Below are 16,940 nucleotides of genomic sequence, written 5' to 3' on the forward strand. Positions count from 1 at the left end.
TCCTCCAATTGCAAGCAGCATTACAATGGCTTGATATGCTTCAGCAAGATTCGCTTCAAATCTTCAATATAAGGTTTGGCGGAATGGCAGTCTTCCTTCTCCTCTTGCGCGGCGGCTATAAATTTTTGCAAGTCTTTCGCCAGTTTCCTGGTGCTCTTGACATCACCGGCCGCGTTCATACACTGACTGCCCTCTGAGCGCTATTTCTTACAATGTCAATGACCCTATTCTGATCTTCCTCCGATAAATCGGATCCAGACGGCAAACAAATGCCCTCGGCAAACAATTTATCCGACACACTGATTCCTTCCCTATGAGGATAGTAGAAGCAGTCCTGGAACAACGGCTGTAAATGCATCGGTTTCCAAACCGGACGCGCCTCTATTTGAAATGCCGCTAAAGATTCGACGCATCGAGCGGCAGTTACTCCGCATACATCCGGATCTATAGTCATAGCGGTCAGCCATCGGGTTGAAAGGCCATGGGACGCCTCCGGCATAAAATGTATTCCTGGCACATCGGATAGTTGCTCCCGATACGTTTCGAATACGCGTCTTCGCGCATCGACCCGTTTATCGAGCACCCTAAGCTGTCCTCTGCCGATCGCCGCCAAAATATTGCTAAGCCGGTAATTATAGCCCGTCTCGCTATGCTGATAATGGACAGCGGGATCGCGCGCCTGTGTAGCCCAATATCGGGCTTTATCCAGGGCGTCCAGATGATTCGAAACGAGCATGCCGCCACCGGATGTCGTAATGATTTTATTGCCGTTGAAGGAGTAAATGCCGAATTTACCGAACGTTCCGCTTGCTTTGCCTTTATAGGTGGCTCCGAGCGATTCTGCGGCGTCTTCGATTACAGGAACGCCATACCGATCGCAAATAGATAGCAATGGCGTCATATCCGCACTTTGTCCATAGAGATTTACTATAATAACCGCTTTTGGCATTTTGCCGGCTTTGCTTGCATCATGGAATGCTCTCTCGAGCGCAAGCGGCGACATGTTCCATGACTCGGGCTCCGAATCGATCAGTACCGGAATGGCGCCTTCGTACAAAATGGGAAAGCAGCTGGCCGCGAACGTAAGGGTTGAGCAAAAAACCGTGTCCCCTTTGCCAACCTCAAGCAGCTTCAAGGACAGATGAATCGCTGCAGTTCCCGAGCCGAGCGCAACCGCTCCGTTAATGCCGACATAATCCGCCAGCTCTTTTTCGAATGCATCCACATGGGGACCCAGGGGGGCTATCCAGTTGGATTGGAAGGCATCTTCCACCAGCAGGCGTTCCGACTCTCCCATATGAGGGGGGGACAAATACACTTTTTTCGATTGTTCCATGAGTTCCACTCCTGCTAATCGATCAGATTTTTCAATTCAAACAAACTGGAAATGACGAAATGTGCCTCATAAGAACGATCGAGTGGTAAATGATGATATAAACCGAAGCGTCGGTTGATTCGTATCGTTTTCCACCCGAGTTCATTTGCCGCGACAAAATCTTTAGCCGGGTTATCCCCCACATAGACGTACTCGCACGCTTGGAAATCGTAATAATCCATCATTTTGAGGTAAGGTATCCGACTAGGTTTCCAGTTCTCCCTCCCATGCTCGTCGGAATACACGATGCAAGGAATCTGACCAGCTATACCCAGAGATTGCACTTTATTTTTTTGGGTCTCCAAGTAGCCGTCTGTTATGACCCCCAGCCTCTTGACCGTCCCGTAATATTCCAAAGCCCAAACCGCATCCGCATAGAGTGAAATACGGGGATGATGGCTGCGATATAGTTGAAGCATCGTTTGAATGGTATGTTGATCCGAATCCATACCTAGCAGCGTCGATGCTTCATTAAAAATCGTGCCCCTGATCCCATCCAGAAACAACTTTTCAGCGGCTTCGTAAAAGCCGCTTATCCCGTGAACGTCGCGCACCCAATTGCCGACCTCCCGAAAGCCGCTCAACACGAAATCGCTCTCTGCATATAACGTATCGTCGAGGTCAAATACGATAACTTGGCTCATCGATCATTTCCTTACTGACAATAATTTCATCGTCATAGCGAAGCATGACGACCCCGTCCTGCCAATTATCCAGCGATATGTCCGGCTCCATGCCCAGCATCAGCTCGACGATCCATCTCGGAAAATCGGCGCCCGCTTTAATGGAAAGCGGAAATCCGCCTCCGAACCGGGGATTGATCTCGATAAAAATAACTTCACCTGCTGCTGTCAGAAAACATTGAACCGTCACGCACCCGATTGCGCCGGGCAGCTTTTCTACAACCTTCGTCCCTCCCGCCATAATCTCGGGATGCTTTACGGTCATCCCCTTACTGACCTCTCCGGCCCTGGTTTCTATACGCTTGCGGGGAACAATGCAGCGAACGCTTCCTTTAAAATCGACGAAGACGTCCAGAGTAAACTCTTCCCCTTCGATATTTTCTTGAACGATCGCGTCGGGCACGTAATCCTTGAAAAACCGGAGTTCTCTCGCATTATGAATAAGGGTAGCTCCTTTGCTGGAACTGCCGGTAGCAGGCTTCAGAAAAACCGGGTACTCGAACGAGGAATCTTCCAGCAAATGCTCGGGATCCAGCACTTCGGGCGTTTTGACGCCGATGTTCCTGAAAAACCGGTGCGTATTTCTTTTGTCGTAGCAAATGTCGTTCACTTCGGGCGAGCAAACCAGTACTGTTACGCCCAACTGTTCGAATTGCTCTTTCCTGCACGCCAGAAGATGCAGCTCCGTATCGACAAGCGGAATCAGCAGGCGCACTTCGTGCCTGCTGCATATATCCATCAGTTTCTCGATGTAATCGGGCTCTGTCGCCCTTGGCACCAAGATGTGCAAATCGGAAATAAAGGCGGCGGGAGCATGTTTATTCACGTCCGTGGTCACCACTTTTCCGGATAAACCAAGTTGAGACAAAACCCCTTTGAAATGCTTGATTAGCGAAACGCGTCTGCCCGCGCTGGTGAATAAAATGTTAAACGGTTTCATTCGTTTTTTCTCCCTCGAATACGGGCATCGTCGCATGCCCCTGCTGACTGATGCCTTCAGAATGAATCACCTTGTATGCGGTCTTCATCAATATTTTCAAATCCAGGAGGAATGAAAGATGATCCACATAATAAACGTCGAGTTCGAATTTCTGCTCCCAACCGATCGCATTTCTGCCGCTCACTTGTGCTAGTCCCGTCATACCGGGTTTTACTTCGTGCCGCCTCGCTTGCCATGTCGTATATTTGGTCAAATAGTCCATCAATAGGGGTCTGGGGCCAACCAAGCTCAACTCGCCTTTGATTACATTGAATAACTGAGGCAATTCGTCCAAACTTAATCGGCGTAAAATCTTCCCGAATTCGGTAAGTCTCGATTCATCGGGAAGCGGAGTACCGTCCGAATCGTAAAGATCCGCCATCGTTCTAAATTTGTAAATGTAAAAAGGATGTCCGTTCAAGCCGGGACGTTGTTGTTTGTATAGTACCGGCGAACCCAGCTTCAGGCGAACCATAAATCCTACGCAAACGATGAGCGGCAATAGGACAATGATGGCTACGAAGGAAGCGGAGAAGTCAAACACTCTTTTCACAATCTTATAGGCCATCAGCCGCCCCTCCCTCATGCCCGTCGCTTATTTCGCATTGGCAACGGCAAGCAATGCTTCTTCCCGGGAAAGCTCATGCAGGTTTCCGTAATTATAGATCCTGCCATTCGCCCCCTGCTCAAGCCTGGCATGGCTTTTCGTGTCCAATACTATCGGCGATCTCATCGCGTTAAGCCACTGCTCCCGAATCACTTCAAACTCATCGTGATCGGCAAGGACGATCAGACAGTCGGCATCGCGAACCGCTTCTGCGGCCGAGTGCAGCCGGATTGCTGCATCCGTCTCCCCTGCATGAGGATCGTGAGGCCATACCGAATATCCTTTCCGCTCCAGTAAATGAATAATTTCGAGCGCCGGACTTTCGCGCGTATCTCCGATATTTCCTTTATAGGTAATTCCGAATACGGCAATTTTGGCGCCCGAGTGAGGCGATGCCAGCTTTTCGACAAGACCGGCCACAAATGCGGGCATTGAATTGTTGATTTCGCGTGCGGTGCGCATTAACGGTGTAAGGTGAGGCGCTTTTTCGATCACGAAATACGGATCAACCGCAATGCAATGTCCTCCCACACCGGGACCGGGATGGTGGATGTTGACGCGCGGGTGCCGATTGGCGAGCCGGATGACTTCCAGCGCATCAATTCCGGCATTTTCGGAAAGCTTCGCCAACTCGTTGGCGAGCGCAATATTGACATCCCTGAACGTATTTTCCATCAGTTTGGCCATTTCCGCAGAAATGGCCGTCGTGATATGCACTTCTCCTTTTACGAAGGAGCGATATACGTCTGCTGCTTTTTCCCCCGACACTCGGTTGTATCCCCCGATAATGCGGTTATTTTCCACCAGCTCCTTGAAAATGCTGCCTGGCAGCACTCGTTCCGGACAATGCGCCAAATAAATTTCGTCTCCGACTTGCCAGCCGGAAGCTTGAATGCATGGCCCGACGATCTCACTGGTCGTTCCCGGCGGAATCGTCGACTCTACAATGACGGTGTCCCCGATTTTTAAATAAGGCAAGATGGATTCCGTCGCCGAAACTACATAATCCAGGTTGGCGGTATGATCCTCATTGACCGGGGTCGGTACGGCAATTATGAAAACGTCCGCCCGTTCGGGCTTCCCCGCAACTTTAAAGTGATGAGCAGCCCTCACTTGTTCGAACATTTCCTTCAACCCGGTTTCCTCAAGGTGGACCCGGCCTTCCTGAAGAGAAGCCACTACCTGCTCATTAATATCGACGCCGATCACTTCGAAGCCCGCCTTCGCAAACATTAAAGAAGTTGGAAAACCGATATATCCCAATCCGACTACACAAATTTTTCTTGTCATATGACCCAGTTCACTCCTCATTCACCAAATAGCCCCCATTTCAGATACAAATCGTATCATAGCGGTCGCGAGTATACGACATCGGTCCGGTTTCGACCGATCACTTTCCGAAGCTCTCGTTCATACTCGCCCGCCAATGCTTCCCGCGAGAAGTGCTGCTTTACATATTCGAATCCGTCGCGGCCCAACCGTTCCGATAATTGGGAATCCCGGTACAGCATCATGATCTTCGTTTTGAACGATTCAGGCGATTCCGGATCAACGTAGTAGCCCGCGCCGCTCGTCTCGACAAGCTGCCGGGCTACCCCGTCGATTCCCAGCAAGATCGGCTTGGCACAGGACATGTAGTCGAATACCTTATTCGGATATACTGTCTTGAACGTTTCAATCTTTTGCAAGACGGCCGTGCACACGTCCGATGCCCGGCAAAAGTCGGGCATGTAGGCTTTGGGCTGCGGCGGTATAAAGAGCACATTGTTCAAATCCTTATCCTGAACGTATTGCTGCAACCGTTCCTTCTCCATGCCGTCGCCGACAAGCACGAATACCAGATCCGGAATGTCCCGGCAAATTTCCGCTACCCGGATTAACGAAATCAGATGGTTGGCCACACCGTGGGCCCCGAAATAAGAGACGACGAATTTATCGTGCAACTGGTAACGCTCTCGGACCCAGTTGTGTTTATCTCCGGGCTGGAATATATCCAGATCCGCTCCGTTCGGTATGAATATCAGCTTCTCCGCCGCAATTCCTTTCTTTCGAATCAATGCCTCCCTGAATGCAGGTGTCAGTACATTGATTTTTGTAGCGTACTTATAAGACAGCTTCTCTACCAAATAAGCGGCCTTGATCAGCAAACCGTTCTTGAGCACGCCCGTATCTATTGCCGATTCCGGCCATAAATCCCGGACTTCGAATATCATCGGAATCCGCTTGAGCCAGCTCGCTATTATTCCCGTTATGCCTACGAATAGCGGAGGGGAAGTAACGATTAAGACATCGTGCTTGCCGACATGAAATAAGCAGGCGATAAGCGACGACAGCGTGAATGACATATAGGCCCATAATCTGCCGGCGAAGGAGGCATTGTATGCCTCGGATACGTAGGTTCGATAAACGGTAGTTTTATCCGTTTTTTTTTGTTTTGTAATGTATCTTCCCCGGTACTTCTCCTGTTTCTTTCCCGTCGAGTAATTGACATTGCCGGCTACGACGGTAACTTCATGACCTTGCTCCTCCCAATACTTCGCAAACTGATTGAATCTCGAACCTCCCGGTTCACCGTCATCCAGAAAATACTGATGCAGCAATAATATTCTCAAACGATGCTCACGTCCTTTTGCATAATGACCTCGTTCAGCCGCTGAGCTTGATCTTGCTTCTTCGGGAGAAATTTCTAACAATCGCGGCCGCATTTTTGACAATATCGAAATCTTGCGCAACCCGGCTTTGACCGGCTTTGCCGATTTGGCTCCTCAGCACGTGCTCCCGTATTAACAATTCGAGCTTTTCCGCCAACTGATCAGCGTTCTTCTCTTCGATTAAAAAACCGGATCCTTCCGTAATCAGTTCGCCAATGCCTCCGGTATCCGTAGATACGACCGGAACGCCGTACCCCATTGCCTCCATGAGAGCGACCGGTATCCCCTCCCGTTCTTTGTCGTCGGTAACGATGCTCGGCAGTACGACGATGTCAACCTCACGCTCGCGGTACATAGCCATGATCCGATCATGTGGAACTCGGCCCAGCAAGGTGAAGCGGCTTTGCAGACCCGCTTGCTCGATTTGCCGCACTAGCTGTTCCTGCAAGGGACCATCTCCCATAAGCAGGCAAGTAAAATCCGTGCTGCCTCGTTCGGCAATCATTTTGCAAGCCTCGATCAAGTAGCGATGTCCTTTTTTCTCGATCAGGTTTGCCGGACAAGCGATGACGACGTTCGACCTAATGCGGGAGACAGGTGCGCTGCGGCTAGCCTCAGGCATCCATACGCCCATATAAATAATTTTTATTTTATCGCGGTACTGATCGCCGACGATGCCCAGCAGCTCTTTCCTTCCGTCCTCCGCGATGCATCTCGTAAAAGCTGCTGAAGCTACCTTCAGCTTCAGCATATTGTTTTCCGCGATATCCCACCTATGGAGCGTCATGCTCCAGGGGATTCCTGAAATTCGCGAGGCGATATACCCCATCGTCGCAGTCGTGGAGCCCCAATGTACGTGGATGTGACTAATTTCTTCCTTGTCGAACCGTTTACCGATAAAGACCCCTTTAGGAAGCACCGATAAATTCTTGATCAGCATTTTGACGTTTCTGGAGCAGATGAATATGTCCCGCAGCAGACTCCATACACGCCGATCGATCAGCAAATATAAACAAAGCAAAAGCAGCATTTTAACATTGATCAGAGGAAGACGGACGGAGTCGTCGACAAGCTGCTTCGCTTTGTCGTGAAAAACGGCGTTGTCCGGGCTTCTCGGCACGATCACCACTTGATGTCCCAAAGCTCTGAGAGCCCGGACCTCCTCAATGATAAACGTCTCCCCTTTTCCCCAAGGGGTGCTTGCGGTAACATACATCACTTTCTTCATGTTTGGCATCGTCCTCCTCTGCCGTTACAATCTGCAATAGGTAACGTTCTCGGGGCAAGCGGCTACTTCCAGAACGCTCTTGACATCGAACACAATGCCCCTCCCATCCCTCAGCATCGAGGTGATCCTGTTCCACCCGGAGACGGCGAAGTCTTGATGGGGAACGGCCAACAAAATAACGTCGCTCTCTTCAAGCCGCTCGGCAGGCACTACGGAAAGCCCGTACTCGTGCTGGACTTCCTCCGGATCGGCCAACGGGTCGCACAGCTGAACCCGGATTCCGAAGTCTTGCAGCTCTCTTACAATGTCGACGATTTTGGAATTCCGGATATCGGGTACATTTTCTTTAAACGTCACGCCCATTACCGTTACGAGAGCCTCTTGCACCGGAATCCCGCTCAAAATCATTTGCTTGACCAGCGAGGTGACAATAAACTGTCCCATGCCGTCGTTGATTCTTCTTCCGGCAAGAATGACCTGCGGATGATAACCGACGCTCTCCGCCTTGTAGGTTAAATAGTAAGGATCCACTCCGATGCAATGTCCTCCGACCAACCCCGGAGTAAAGGAAAGGAAGTTCCATTTCGTCCCTGCCGCCCGCAATACTTCGGAAGTGTCGATATCGAGCCGGTCAAAAATGATCGCCAGCTCGTTCATTAAGGCGATATTTAAATCTCGCTGCGTATTTTCAATGACCTTGGCCGCTTCCGCCACCTTAATGGATGGTGCGCGATATACGCCCGCATCGACGACCATGCCATACATATCCGCTATTACATTGAGCGTTTGTTCATTCTGACCGGAAACCACCTTGACGATTTTTTTGAACGTATGATTTTTGTCACCGGGATTAATACGCTCCGGCGAGTACCCGACGAAAAAGTCCGTTCCGGCCACGAGTCCCGAATGCTTCTCGAGAACGGGGATGCAAATCTCCTCGGTTGTTCCCGGATAAACAGTCGATTCGTAGACGAGAATGCTTCCTTTGCGGAGGTTGCGGCCGACGGTTTGAGACGCGCTTATCAACGGACCCAAATCCGGTTTTTTTGCATGATCGATCGGTGTGGGAACCGCCACTATAATAAAGTCGCATTCTTGAAGTCGTGTTTCGTCCGTCGTAAAATCGATCGATGCTTTACTTAAGTCTTCCCGGCTCACTTCTCCCGTAGAGTCCATGTGACGCTGGAGAGTAGAGATTCTGTGAGGATTTATGTCGAAGCCTACTACGGGCTGCAACTCTCCGAATGCTACTGCGACGGGCAATCCGACATAACCTAAACCTACGACTCCGATTGTTCTGTTCATCTGCTCGTCACCCCATAGTAGCTGGTATACCACTCCGCAAATTTTCCGATTCCGTCACTTATCGACGTCCTTGGCTTAAATCCGACATCCCTCATCAGATCTACCACATCGGCATACGTTTCCGGCACATCGCCAGCCTGGAGAGGCATGAACTCTTTGATCGCTTTGCGACCGAGCTTTTTCTCCAGCACCGTAATAAATTCCAGCAGCTCCACCGGCTGGTTGTTGCCGATATTGTACACTTTGAAAGGCGCGTAGCTCGTGCCGGGATCCGGACTGTCGCCGGACCAGAGCGGGTACGGTTCGGGCTTTTTGTGGGTCAGCCTGTAAATAGCCTCCACGATGTCATCGATATATGTGAAATCGCGCCTCATTTTCCCGTGGTTGAATACTTGAATCGGCTCGCCGGCCAGAATCGCTTTCGTAAACAAGAACAGCGCCATATCGGGTCTTCCCCAAGGTCCGTATACGGTAAAAAACCGAAGGCCTGTCGTCGGCAGTCCGAATAGATGGCTGTAAGTATGGGCCATCAATTCATTCGCTTTTTTCGTAGCGGCGTAAAGGCTGATCGGATGATCGACATTATGATGCACGGAAAAAGGCATTTTCGTATTCGCTCCGTAAACCGAGCTCGATGAAGCGTAAATCAGATGCTCCACGCCGTGGTGACGGCAAGCCTCCAGAATGTTGACGAACCCCGTTATGTTGGAATCGATATAGGCATGGGGGTTGACCAGACTGTAGCGGACGCCGGCTTGCGCGGCCAAATTGATCACGATCTTCGGCTTATGCTGCTCGAACAAAAGGGAGACCGCTTCGCGGTCTTCCAGGCTCGACCTTACAAAAACGAAATTTCGCTCCGCATTCAACATATTCAATCGGTCTTCCTTCAACGAAACATCGTAATACGGATTCACATTGTCCAGACCGATCACTTCATTTCCTTCCTCCAACAGCCGTTTGGCTACGTGAAAACCGATAAAGCCTGCTGCGCCCGTTACTAAAATCGACAAGAACAACACCTCTTCTTCATTAAATTGAAATGCATTTATTTCGCTTGTTCCTCGAGCCATGCCTGAAACATTAAAATATCCCATAAGTATCCGTGCCAGTTACGCGTCCCGTTCAGATGCTCGGTCCACTTCCGCCTGATCGGCTCGGCTTGAAAATATCCTTGCTTGTTCAATCGGTCCTCATCGATCAAATGCTCGGCCCACTCTCTCATCGGCCCCCTCAGCCAAGAATCGATCGGAACGCTAAATCCTTGCTTCGGTCGATCCATTAACGATTCGGGGACATACTTGTGCAGCACTTGCCTGAGCAGCCACTTTCCTTTTCCGTCCCTGATTTTCATAGAAAGCGGAAGTCTCCAAGCGAATTCGACGACCCGGTGGTCCAGCATGGGAATCCGGGACTCCAGACTGACTCCCATTCCGGCCCGGTCCACCTTGACCAATATGTCGTCGGGCAAGTAGCTGATGCTGTCATAGTACATCATGGTCTCATAGTAGTTGGAAAGGCCCTTCGGGATAACGGAATCGAACACGGTGACAGGCTCGTGTCCGCCGATCACAACCGACTCGGGGTACTGCCAATGGGATATCGATCTCCGATACAGCCTGGATGAGTCCTTGACGCTTAAAAGCTCTGCCAATGTGTACATCTTATCCCCGATATGCCGCTGTCCGCCGGCTTTATGCGGCGATAACCAACTCGAATGTTTATTCCAGGTTTCCTGCGGGATGAGGCGGATCATCTTGGACAACCCTTTTCTGCCGAAATAAGGGACCGAGCTGATTTTGCGCCAGACGTCATCGTTTTTAAAATATCGGCCGTAGCCTCCGAACAACTCGTCGCCTCCATCCCCGGACAAAGACACCGTTACGTGTCTTTTGGCTAACTGGGAGACCAAATAAGTCGGGATTTGCGAAGAATCGGAAAACGGCTCGTCATACAAGGAGGGAAGCAACGGAATTACATCCATCGCTTCCCTCGGTGTCACATATAGTTCGGTATGATCGGTTCCCAAATGACGAGAAACTTCCTTAGCCTGTTCGGCCTCATTATAGCCCTTCTCATAAAAGCCGATCGTAAACGTTTTGATCGGCGCCGCGCTTTGCGACTGCATCAACGCGACTATGGCGGAAGAATCGATGCCTCCTGACAAAAAAGCTCCGAGCGGAACGTCCGCGACCATTTGCTGACTAACCGCTTCTTTCAGAAGGGAATCTAGCTTCTCGACCGCTTCTGCGTCGCCCCCCGTAAATTGGGCCGATTTGCTGGAGTTGACCGTCTGTTCGACGGTCCAATACGAATTCTGTATAATCTCCCCCGTATTCGTATTCAAGCTCAGCATGCTCCCGGGCTTCAGCTTATACATGGAACTGTATATGGAATACGGGGCAGGGATGTAGTTATGGCGCAAATACAGGGTGAGCGCATCCCTGTTAATTTGCATGGAACATTTCGAATGGGCTTTGATCGCCTTCAGCTCTGAACCGAAGAAGAAAACGTTGCCGTTCCAGCCATAATAAAGCGGCTTCTCGCCCATTCGGTCGCGCGCCAGATGAAGCACCCTGCGTTCCCTGTCCCACAAAGCCAATGAAAACATCCCGACGAATTGCTGAATCGCCCTCTCCAGTCCCCATCGTTCGATGCAGAGCAGCATAATCTCGGTATCGGAATGCCCGCGCAGCTTGGCAACCGCATCCGGACACTCCGTCTCCAGCGCTTCTCTGATTTTCTTATAATTATAAATTTCGCCGTTAAACACGATGATGTACCTGCCGCTCTGGGAATGCATCGGCTGATGGCCCTCGGCCGATAAATCCATGATGGACAGTCTTCTATGCCCCATTGCCAATCCGATATCCGGATCAACCCAAAATCCGCTTGAATTCGGTCCGCGATGGATGATTTTTTCCGTCATGTTGACGATTTCGGTCACCATTTCGTCGCCCGAACGTGTACCGCTTCTTTCAAAGAAACCGGCGATTCCGCACATACATCTGCTCCCTTATCGTAATGATTACATGACGGACGCATACTGTCCGACGATTCCGCCTACTTCGAAATGCTGCTCCAGTTTGACCGAAGCTTTGCGATCGGGTCTGGCGAACCAATCCTCTTTCCATCCAATTGTATCTATAAGCCGGTCGGACTGACCGGTTAACTCCATAATCTCCCCGGTACCTCCCGGATGGCGTATGGCGAGCACCGGACAGCTTAGAGCGATCGCTTCCAGCAACACATTGGGCAGTCCTTCAAAAAAGGAAGACAGCACAAAAAGATCGGCATGCTTTAGCCAGCAATACGGATTTTCTTGAAAACCCGCGAATATGACCCGATCATGCAGTCCTAGGGAGTAAGTCAAGCTGCGAAGCTCATTCTCGAGCGGTCCGGTCCCGAGAATCCATAATCTCGCATCAGGTCTGACCATAAGCAGATCCGGGACGGATTCGATCAAACGCGCAAACCCCTTCTCATGAGAAAGCCGCCCGATCGCTACGATATTCGTACCGGCTTTGCCCGCAAAAGGGTTTTCTCCCGATCCGGCCTTTCGTTTAATCGTATCGATATCGACGGGATTGTAGATTTGTCTCATCTTCCCGGCTGGAATTTGGAAATGGTCTTCCAAATCCTTCATCATAAATCGAGATTGGCACACGATCAGATCCGCTTTCTTGTAAAACGTTCTATACAGATACGGCCATAGAAAAGCAAGCTTGCCGTGTTTGATGCTGTAGGAGACAATACTACCCTCCCTAATAATCAGCTTTACCCGTTTGGCCAAAAATGGCCGCAATAGAACAAGCGCAATATTCAAATAACCCAATGTAGAGAAAATCGTGTCGGGCTTCAGTTTCCACACGAGCTTCAATAAAGGAATGAACATGTATCTGACCCGCTTGACCCCCAGATCGTAAATACTGATATTAGGGGGCAATTGCTTGACATAGGGCCCTTCGAAAGCAACTACGGCCAGGCTGACGTCAAACTTTGCCGGATCCAAGTGCTTCAACAGAATCAGCAGGACGCGTTCGGCTCCGCCACCGTTCAAGGACGGAAGCATAAACAGTACTTTTCTTCGCATGACGTTCGACCACCTCATGTAGATCTTGCGGGGGATTCGCTTTGTAATAAGCCGCGATGCATAGAAACGCAAGGGATATGATGAACGGTCGGAACATTAAAATGTCATCATTAAAGAAACCCTCGATTGCGAAAATAAGCACAAATACGACTCCCCGCGTTTCTTTCTGGCGAAAAAAAAAGGAAAGAAGTCTGAAGCAGGCGTACGCAACGACGAGCAGTCCAACAATACCGTAGTCACTCCAGAGGAGCAGATATAAATTGTGCGGACCGATTGGCTGCGAATCGGAATACCCGGTTCCGTATCCGAATATAGGCGACTTTAACGCATGTTGATAATATTGTTCCGCCAAATATACCCGACTGTCCTGCAAGACGGCATCATCCTGGCCCTGAACGAAGCCGAGTACATTCTCCAGACGTTCCTTACCGTCAAATACCGAGAAGAAACGGCTCCCTCCCATTAAGGCAAATCCGGCGGCTATGGAAACGTACACGAGAAGCGAGCAAACCAAGAGCTTGACCACGTGCTTCAGACGCTCCCCGCTCCGAACTTTCAAAATCGCGGAGCATACATAGGCTGCGATTGTAAAACTGCAAATAACGAGACCGCCTCTGGAAAACGTTACGAAGACCCCAATAGCCGTTATGCAGCATAACAGCATGTCTGCGACTCGAAGCCGGTTCCAGTCCAAGCTCAAAATGAGCAGGAGCACTAACGTAAAAGCCCCGGTATTCGGATTAACGGCAAAACCCGCGGCTCGTCCGGTTACTCTAGTAAATAAGTCAACGTACACTACATCCAAAATGACCGTAACGAAATAGGCCAATAGCGAAATAATGAAAATAAAACGGATGTATCGCTGCAAGCTGCCAATTCGTCCGAACGAAAGAAACGACAGAAGGAACACCAGATTCAATGCTTGCAAAGTCCCGTTATTCACGATCGAGACATTGGCACCCGGATGAAAACAGTACAATATGCCCATTACCGAAATAATATAGTAAAACAGCACCGCTTCTTTGGAAAAGGCATACAACGAAAGCAGTCCTTTTCCCTGGTCCCGGACGATATCTTTGCAGAACACGTACAGCAGAATCGCTCCGGGCAAGCCGAGCGCAAGTATGATCGGCGCCGCCGGCAGCATCTGATGGTTGGACATGTAAAAATCGGTAGAGGTCAGGAAAAAGACGGTTATGAGTGACACATACGGAATAAGAAATAAATGGATTAAGCTTCTGCCGAACGATATGGATATGTCTGATCGCTTCAACTTCCGCGAATGATAATAGCTCATCCGTCGCTCCCCGATCGCTCCAGAGGCAACCGCCCATGACCAAGCAGCCGTCTGTACATCTCCTTGTACCGGGATTCCATAACGTTCAGGTTGAACAGCTTCTCCACCCGTTCTCTTCCCTTCCTCCCCATCGATTTTCTCTCCACATCGCTTCCGGTCAGCTGAAGCAGCGCATCTGTCAAAGCATGCACATCTCTGGGCGGGACGACCAACCCGTTATGACCATCGATAACGGCTTCCGCATTGCCCCCTACATCGGTTACAATCAATGGCAGCGAGCAAGCCATTCCCTCGATAATAGCGTTGGAAAAACCTTCTTCGTAGGAACACAACACTTGAATATCGGTAATATTCAAAATTTCCTGCACATCGCTGCGACTCCCTAGAAAGCGGACATGCTTACCTATTCCGAGTCTTTCGGTCAGCTCAAGCAGCTGCGCATACATTCCCCTGTCCCTTCCCGCCAGTAGAAACGTAATGTTCGCCGTTTTCCGCAGCACGGCTGCCGCAGCCTCCAAATATTCTTTATGCCCTTTGCATTCTGCGAGATTGGCGACATTCGTAACTACGATATGATCGCCGGGGATATGCAGTTCCCTTTTTAATAAGCTCGGTTTACTGACTCTGACAAACTTAGCGATATCAACCCCGTTATAAATCATCGTTACTTTTTTCTCAACGAACTTCTCTCTGCTGAGCGTATCTTTCAATACCTCTTGAGAATTGGTAGTTACTACGTCCGTGAATATATTCATCATGTTTTCAATCCATTGCAGTGCCGGCTTTCCGTCTTTGAACAATCCCAAGCTCCTCCTGCTTGTAATGACAAGCCGTACGCCGGCCAGCTTCGCTGCGATGGTTCCGAAAGCATTGGACCAGAATAAGTACGTATGTACGATGTGCGGTCGGTCTGCCAAAAGATTTTTCCTCAAACTCCTCAAAAGAGCCAGCGCCTCTTTTCCTTTGTCCGCATACCCCTTCGCAGGGCGGCTCATGTAATGGAAAGCTTTGACCTGTATCCCCATGCTCTCCACCTGTTCGGCGAAAGCGCCCTTTTCTCCCATGCAGTATATAACTGGAACAAAAAGGCTCTGGTCCAGTACCTTCATCAGCTCCACGAGATGCCGCTCCGCTCCGCCAGAGCTCAGGCTGCCGATTATATATACGATCTTATGCTTCTCTTCCGAATCGTTCACCAAAGACACTCCTTGTCGTCAGAGTCAGTTTTACTCCCCACAGTCTGTACATGACCAAAATCATGATGGAGCATAACACAAATGTGGAAATGATCCATATTACAAGCTGTATGGTTCCTCTGGGCGTAAATACATCCTTCAATATGGATATCGTCACGAACATGCTTGCATTGGCGCCCACAATCTTCATAAGGTCCAAGATCGTAACGCGCGTAAGTATGGAGCCGATTTTCCGAGTCATGAAGTAGTAAAGCAGGACTGTAGTAATCGCCGAAGTAATAACTGTGCTTACAGCCAGTCCGTTATGCCCGAAATGCTGCATCAGGACCACGTTGCAGCCGACACTCAGGATCAATCCGATGAATGAAACGAGTACCTGATATTTGGCGTCTTGAATCGCGTTATACATTCTCGCGAGAATCATGCTGCATAAAAAGATATAGAGTCCGATTGAATAAATGCTCCAAACGCTAGACGTATACCGGGTCGACGTTTCCGTGAATGCCCCTCTTTCGAACAGCAGCTTCACGATGTATGGGGAGAAATGAAAAATATAAACTGCAAGCGGAAGCAAAATGTAGCCGTATATCCGGTAAATGTCGTTGACTTTGGCTTTCAATGCGGACATGTTCCCTTGAGCGACCCAAGTCGTAAACGAGCTAAGCATCGTCGTCGAGATCGTAATGACGAAAATTTGCCGCAGCATGGAATCCAGTTTCTCCGCATAATTCAAGGAGGAAATGGCGCCCTCGTACAAATTGCTGGCCATAACCTGGTTAATCAGAGGGCTGGCATGTCCCAATGTGGCACTCATCATTAAAGGAACGGTCATCCAGAGCGCCCGCTTGACCTCGGGATTCCGAAATTCGAACCCTCTCGGATACCGAACATGCAATCTCCTCAAACAGACGGCCTGCACGACTATTTCAACCAGCGCACCCGCAAGCAGGCTATAGCATAGCGTGTACATGTTTTTGTCAGGGTCCAAATAAATATAAAGGACGGATGCCACGCAATTCGCAATGGTCGCGATCGCCGGAATGGCAAAATGCCGTCTTGCATTATACAAATTTTTGAGCAATGAAATCACGCAGTTCGTAACTAGTATATAGATGGAAACTTTGCTTAAAGAGATAAGCAGTTCAAAGTGCTCTGTCTCAAAGCCGATCGGAACGCTCCGCAAAAGCTCCCCTGAATACCTTACAAACAAGATGGATAGCACGAGCACGCTGCCGATAATCATCAAACTGATGCTTTTGTAGATGCGCAGCGTCTGTTCTTCACCGAATTTTTCTTCGCTTGATATAAGAATCGGAATTAGAGAGCCTTGCAAAGAACCCATGATCAAGCCCGAGAACAGGAGAGGAATGAACTGCGCCATCACGAAGATGTCGTATTCCACGTTCGTTCCGTAGAAAAAAGCGATCACGATACTTTTGAAAAAGCTTAAAATGTTGAGCATGAATGTAAAGATCATTAGCACAATTGTAGGATTTCTAATCAATCTCATCGTTTTGTCGGCTCCA

At 49.7% G+C, this 16,940-nt stretch carries 15 protein-coding genes; all 15 read right to left on the reverse strand.

What is annotated here, in order from left to right:
* Positions 1-20 precede the first annotated feature (20 nt).
* The 15 genes from FE784_RS40740 to murJ are packed head-to-tail and all read right to left on the reverse strand — an operon-like array spanning position 21 to position 16,924.
* Entirely contained in the window at positions 21-179 is a 159-nt protein-coding gene (locus FE784_RS40740) for a hypothetical protein (RefSeq protein WP_176706069.1), read from the reverse strand.
* Positions 176-1,336, reverse strand: coding sequence for a DegT/DnrJ/EryC1/StrS family aminotransferase (locus FE784_RS09040; protein ID WP_139601842.1), 1,161 nt, complete (start codon positions 1,334-1,336; stop codon positions 176-178). The genes FE784_RS40740 and FE784_RS09040 overlap by 4 nt, the downstream gene beginning before the upstream one ends.
* A 14-nt stretch (positions 1,337-1,350) precedes the next feature.
* A complete protein-coding gene (locus FE784_RS09045) occupies positions 1,351-2,019 on the reverse strand; it encodes an HAD family hydrolase (RefSeq protein ID WP_139601844.1) in 669 nt (222 codons plus the stop codon).
* A complete protein-coding gene (locus FE784_RS09050; RefSeq protein WP_139601846.1) occupies positions 1,997-2,998 on the reverse strand; it encodes an ATP-grasp domain-containing protein in 1,002 nt (333 codons plus the stop codon). The genes FE784_RS09045 and FE784_RS09050 overlap by 23 nt, the downstream gene beginning before the upstream one ends.
* Positions 2,985-3,590, reverse strand: a complete 606-nt coding sequence (locus tag FE784_RS09055; RefSeq protein ID WP_281287056.1) for a sugar transferase — start codon at positions 3,588-3,590, stop codon at positions 2,985-2,987. Before FE784_RS09055 ends, FE784_RS09050 begins: the two co-directional genes overlap by 14 nt.
* Positions 3,591-3,632: 42 nt before the next feature.
* On the reverse strand, positions 3,633-4,934 hold the full coding sequence (locus tag FE784_RS09060) for a nucleotide sugar dehydrogenase (RefSeq protein WP_139601850.1): 1,302 nt from the start codon (positions 4,932-4,934) through the stop codon (positions 3,633-3,635).
* A 56-nt stretch (positions 4,935-4,990) separates the two neighbouring features.
* Entirely contained in the window at positions 4,991-6,256 is a 1,266-nt protein-coding gene (locus FE784_RS09065; protein ID WP_139601852.1) for a glycosyltransferase family 4 protein, read from the reverse strand.
* A 34-nt stretch (positions 6,257-6,290) separates the two neighbouring features.
* The gene (locus tag FE784_RS09070) at positions 6,291-7,523 is read right to left on the reverse strand and encodes a glycosyltransferase (RefSeq protein ID WP_176706070.1); all 1,233 of its coding nucleotides are present in this window, start codon (positions 7,521-7,523) and stop codon (positions 6,291-6,293) included.
* A 24-nt stretch (positions 7,524-7,547) separates the two neighbouring features.
* Positions 7,548-8,828, reverse strand: a complete 1,281-nt coding sequence (locus FE784_RS09075; protein WP_139601856.1) for a nucleotide sugar dehydrogenase — start codon at positions 8,826-8,828, stop codon at positions 7,548-7,550.
* Positions 8,825-9,841, reverse strand: coding sequence for an NAD-dependent epimerase (locus tag FE784_RS09080; RefSeq protein WP_281287055.1), 1,017 nt, complete (start codon positions 9,839-9,841; stop codon positions 8,825-8,827). Before FE784_RS09080 ends, FE784_RS09075 begins: the two co-directional genes overlap by 4 nt.
* 35 nt (positions 9,842-9,876) lie before the next feature.
* Positions 9,877-11,832, reverse strand: coding sequence for an asparagine synthase (glutamine-hydrolyzing) (gene asnB / locus FE784_RS09085; RefSeq protein ID WP_139601860.1), 1,956 nt, complete (start codon positions 11,830-11,832; stop codon positions 9,877-9,879).
* A 24-nt stretch (positions 11,833-11,856) separates the two neighbouring features.
* Complete coding sequence (locus FE784_RS09090) at positions 11,857-12,921, reverse strand: glycosyltransferase (RefSeq protein WP_176706072.1); 1,065 nt, start codon at positions 12,919-12,921, stop codon at positions 11,857-11,859.
* Positions 12,821-14,218 carry an O-antigen ligase family protein gene (locus FE784_RS09095; RefSeq protein WP_139601863.1) on the reverse strand — a complete coding sequence of 466 codons (1,398 nt, stop codon included), beginning with the start codon at positions 14,216-14,218 and terminating at the stop codon, positions 12,821-12,823. The genes FE784_RS09090 and FE784_RS09095 overlap by 101 nt, the downstream gene beginning before the upstream one ends.
* On the reverse strand, positions 14,215-15,414 hold the full coding sequence (locus FE784_RS09100; RefSeq protein ID WP_139601865.1) for a glycosyltransferase: 1,200 nt from the start codon (positions 15,412-15,414) through the stop codon (positions 14,215-14,217). Before FE784_RS09100 ends, FE784_RS09095 begins: the two co-directional genes overlap by 4 nt.
* Positions 15,389-16,924: a murein biosynthesis integral membrane protein MurJ gene (gene murJ / locus FE784_RS09105; protein ID WP_139601866.1), complete on the reverse strand. Its 1,536-nt coding sequence runs from the start codon at positions 16,922-16,924 to the stop codon at positions 15,389-15,391. Before murJ ends, FE784_RS09100 begins: the two co-directional genes overlap by 26 nt.
* Positions 16,925-16,940 lie beyond the last annotated feature (16 nt).

The sequence above is a fragment of the Paenibacillus hemerocallicola genome (assembly GCF_006265175.1).
Lineage (GTDB): Bacteria > Bacillota > Bacilli > Paenibacillales > NBRC-103111 > Paenibacillus_AB > Paenibacillus_AB hemerocallicola.

What these genes read in the sequence shown, in the direction of transcription:
- FE784_RS09060 (WP_139601850.1), bottom strand. Translation starts at nt 4,934, where the DNA reads ATGACAAGAAAAATTTGTGTAGTCGGATTGGGATATATCGGTTTTCCA.
- FE784_RS09050 (WP_139601846.1), bottom strand. Translation starts at nt 2,998, where the DNA reads ATGAAACCGTTTAACATTTTATTCACCAGCGCGGGCAGACGCGTTTCG.
- asnB (WP_139601860.1), bottom strand. Translation starts at nt 11,832, where the DNA reads ATGTGCGGAATCGCCGGTTTCTTTGAAAGAAGCGGTACACGTTCGGGC.
- FE784_RS09090 (WP_176706072.1), bottom strand. Translation starts at nt 12,921, where the DNA reads ATGCGAAGAAAAGTACTGTTTATGCTTCCGTCCTTGAACGGTGGCGGA.
- FE784_RS09040 (WP_139601842.1), bottom strand. Translation starts at nt 1,336, where the DNA reads ATGGAACAATCGAAAAAAGTGTATTTGTCCCCCCCTCATATGGGAGAG.
- FE784_RS40740 (WP_176706069.1), bottom strand. Translation starts at nt 179, where the DNA reads ATGAACGCGGCCGGTGATGTCAAGAGCACCAGGAAACTGGCGAAAGAC.
- FE784_RS09070 (WP_176706070.1), bottom strand. Translation starts at nt 7,523, where the DNA reads ATGAAGAAAGTGATGTATGTTACCGCAAGCACCCCTTGGGGAAAAGGG.
- FE784_RS09045 (WP_139601844.1), bottom strand. Translation starts at nt 2,019, where the DNA reads ATGAGCCAAGTTATCGTATTTGACCTCGACGATACGTTATATGCAGAG.
- murJ (WP_139601866.1), bottom strand. Translation starts at nt 16,924, where the DNA reads ATGAGATTGATTAGAAATCCTACAATTGTGCTAATGATCTTTACATTC.
- FE784_RS09095 (WP_139601863.1), bottom strand. Translation starts at nt 14,218, where the DNA reads ATGAGCTATTATCATTCGCGGAAGTTGAAGCGATCAGACATATCCATA.
- FE784_RS09075 (WP_139601856.1), bottom strand. Translation starts at nt 8,828, where the DNA reads ATGAACAGAACAATCGGAGTCGTAGGTTTAGGTTATGTCGGATTGCCC.